The 3,335-nt window shown below is 54.3% G+C and carries 2 rRNA genes; both read right to left on the reverse strand.

Annotated elements, in window-relative coordinates:
* Positions 1-37: 37 nt before the first annotated feature.
* A 5S ribosomal RNA gene (gene rrf / locus CIK87_RS01865) occupies positions 38-150 on the reverse strand.
* A gap of 161 nt (positions 151-311) precedes the next feature.
* A 23S ribosomal RNA gene (locus tag CIK87_RS01870) occupies positions 312-3,203 on the reverse strand.
* Positions 3,204-3,335: the final 132 nt, after the last annotated feature.

Genomic DNA, 3,335 nt, shown 5'->3' on the forward strand with positions numbered 1-3,335 from the left:
AGCCTCAGTCACTGTCGTGACCAAGGCTCTTCGTGAAAAAGGGCGGCTACCTACTCTCCCGCATTGCATTGCAGTACCATCGGCGCAAGTGGGCTTAACTTCTCTGTTCGGAATGGGAAGAGGTGGGACCCCACCGCAATAACCGCCTGATTGATATCGTTCCTGACTCTACTGCCATCATACGCGGCGCGCATGCCGCTGGCAGGAAGCCGGTATTGGGTTGACTTACCGCACAAGCAAAACCTCGAACTCTTTGTCCAATTTCCTCGCAACCGTCCCATCGCTGGGACCGAAAACTCAAAGTATCAGCCCGTGGAAAGTTTCGGGCAATTAGTAGCGCTCGGCTTTGACGTCACCGTCTTTACACCTGCGCCCTATCGACGTCCTCGTCTCGGACGACCCTGTAAGGAGTTCTAATCTCGCGGCTGGCTTCGCACTTAGATGCTTTCAGCGCTTATCCGTTCCAGACTCAGCTACCCGGCGGTGCACCTGGCGGCACAACCGGCAAACCGGAGGTCTGTCCATCACGGTCCTCTCGTACTAGTGACGGCACCGCTCAAAACTCCAACGCCCACGATAGATAGAGACCGAACTGTCTCACGACGTTCTGAACCCAGCTCGCGTGCCACTTTAATGGGCGAACAGCCCAACCCTTGGGACCTTCTCCAGCCCCAGGATGTGACGAGCCGACATCGAGGTGCCAAACCACCCCGTCGATATGAGCTCTTGGGGGGGATCAGCCTGTTATCCCCGGAGTACCTTTTATCCTTTGAGCGACGGAGTTTCCATACACGTCCGCCGGATCACTATGCCCCAGTTTCCTGCCTGCTCGGCATGTCTGCCTCCCAGTCAAGCGCCCTTATGCCATTGCACTCTGTAAGGCCGGTTACCAATCGGCCCGAGGGCACCTTTGGAAGCCTCCGTTACGCTTTTGGAGGCGACCACCCCAGTCAAACTACCCACCAAGCAGTGTCCGCGCTGAGCGCGTTAGACCTCAGACAGCCAAAGGGCCGTATTTCAAGGATGGCTCCACACAGGCTGGCGCCCGCGCTTCAAAGCCTCCGGCCTATCCTACACATCGGATGACCAAGGTCAATGCTAAGCTGTAGTAAAGGTTCACGGGGTCTTTTCGTCCCATCGCGGGTAATCGGCATCTTCACCGATACTACAATTTCACTGGGCTCATGGTTGAGACAGCGTCCGGATCATTACACCATTCGTGCAGGTCGGAACTTACCCGACAAGGAATTTCGCTACCTTAGGACCGTTATAGTTACGGCCGCCGTTTACCGGGGCTTCAATTCAATGCTTCGCCTTACGGTTGACATCTCCTCTTAACCTTCCGGCACCGGGCAGGTGTCAGGCTGTATACTTCATCTTTCGAGTTCGCACAGCCCTGTGTTTTTGTTAAACAGTTGCCTGGACCTATTCTCTGCGCCTCACTCGACGTGAGGACCCCTTATCCCGAAGTTACGGGGTCAGTTTGCCTAGTTCCTTAACCATGAATCTCCCAACGCCTTAGTATGTTCTACTCGTCTACCTGTGTCGGTTTGCGGTACGGGTGCCGTACGGATTAAGCTTAGCGGATTTTCTCGGCAGCATGCTTACCGGCGCTCGGCCCCTTCCGGAGAAGAGGCCCTACTGATCAGGTTCGACTCGGATTGTGGATTTGCCTGCAACCCTCATAATCTACACCCTTCAGCGCACAATTCCGTCTGTGCGCGGCCGTTTCACTACTGCGTCTCCACGTCGCTCCGTACGGCAGTAACGGAATATTAACCGTTTCTGCCATCGCCCTCGCCCTTCGGCTGAGACTTAGGACCCGACTGACCCCGGGATGACGGGCATTGCCCGGGAAACCTTAGACTTATGGCGGGAGGGAATCTCACCCTCCTTATCGTTACTTATACCTACATTTGCTTTTCCCTGCGCTCCAGCGGACATCACCATCCGCATTCAACGCACAGGGAATGCTCCCCTACCGATACTTTTACAATTGCTATCCCGCGCCTTCGGTATCTGCCTTATACCCGATTATTATCCATGCGCGGACCCTCGACCAGTGAGCTGTTACGCACTCTTTGAATGAATGGCTGCTTCCAAGCCAACATCCTGGCTGTCGTTGGGACCACACTTCGTTAGACTAACTCAGGCAGAATTCCGGGACCTTAGACGGCGGTCTGGATTCTTCTCCTCTCGGGGACGGACCTTAGCACCCGCCCCCTTACTGCACAGCTGCAGAACGTGAGCATTCGGAGTTCGTCAGGTCTCGATAGGCGGTGAAGCCCTCTCGACCTATCGGTCGCTCTACCTCTCACGCTGAACACTGCACGCGGCACCTAAATGCCTTTCGGGGAGTACGAGCTATCTCCAAGTTTGATTGGCCTTTCACTCCTACACACACCTCATCCGGAAGCTTTTCAACGCTTATCGGTGCGGACCTCCATCCGGTGTTACCCGGACTTCATCCTGGACATGTGTAGATCACTTGGTTTCGCGTCTACCCCCTCCGACTATACGCCCTCTTCAGGCTCGCTTTCACTGCGGGTGCGGGTCTCATGGCCCTTACCCTTGCCGGAGATGGTAACTCGTAGGTTCATTATGCAAAAGGCACGCCGTCACATGCTAAGCATGCTCCGACCGCTTGTAGGCGGATGGTTTCAGGAACTATTTCACTCCTCTTGTCGAGGTGCTTTTCACCTTTCCTTCACAGTACTCGTACGCTATCGGTCTCACTCGAGTATTTAGCCTTACCGGATGGTCCCGGCGGATTCGCGCAGAATTCCTCGTGTTCCGCGTTACTCAGGATACCACTAGGCCGGAGCAGGATTCGTGTAAGGGACTTTCACCCGCTATGGTCTGCCTTTCCAGGCAATTCCACTCTCCGTTACCGTACCACAACGTGGTCCTACAACCCCTGCGAGGCGTTGCCACAACGCAGGTTTGGGCTCTTCCCTGTTCGCTCGCCACTACTGGGGGAATCATTGTTTATTTTCTCTTCCTGCGGGTACTAAGATGTTTCAGTTCCCCGCGTTGGCCTCTGCACTGAGCAGATGTCATGCCTTCAGCATGACGGGTTGTCCCATTCGGAAATCGGAGGATCAAAGGTCATTTGCACCTACCCCCCGCTTATCGCAGCTTATCACGTCCTTCATCGCCTGAGTGAGCCAAGGCATCCACCATCCGCCCTTATCTACTTTCTCACGATCGTAGATAGGACAAATAAATATATTCGCCTGTCTTTCGCTCATACTTTCAGCTTTCTGTTTGTTGTTAGAAGTCTTGAACTTCTGTTCTACAGTCTTGCTTGTGTCAATATGTCAAAGATCTTTTCG

The sequence above is a fragment of the Prevotella sp. P5-64 genome (assembly GCF_002251285.1).
Lineage (GTDB): Bacteria > Bacteroidota > Bacteroidia > Bacteroidales > Bacteroidaceae > Prevotella.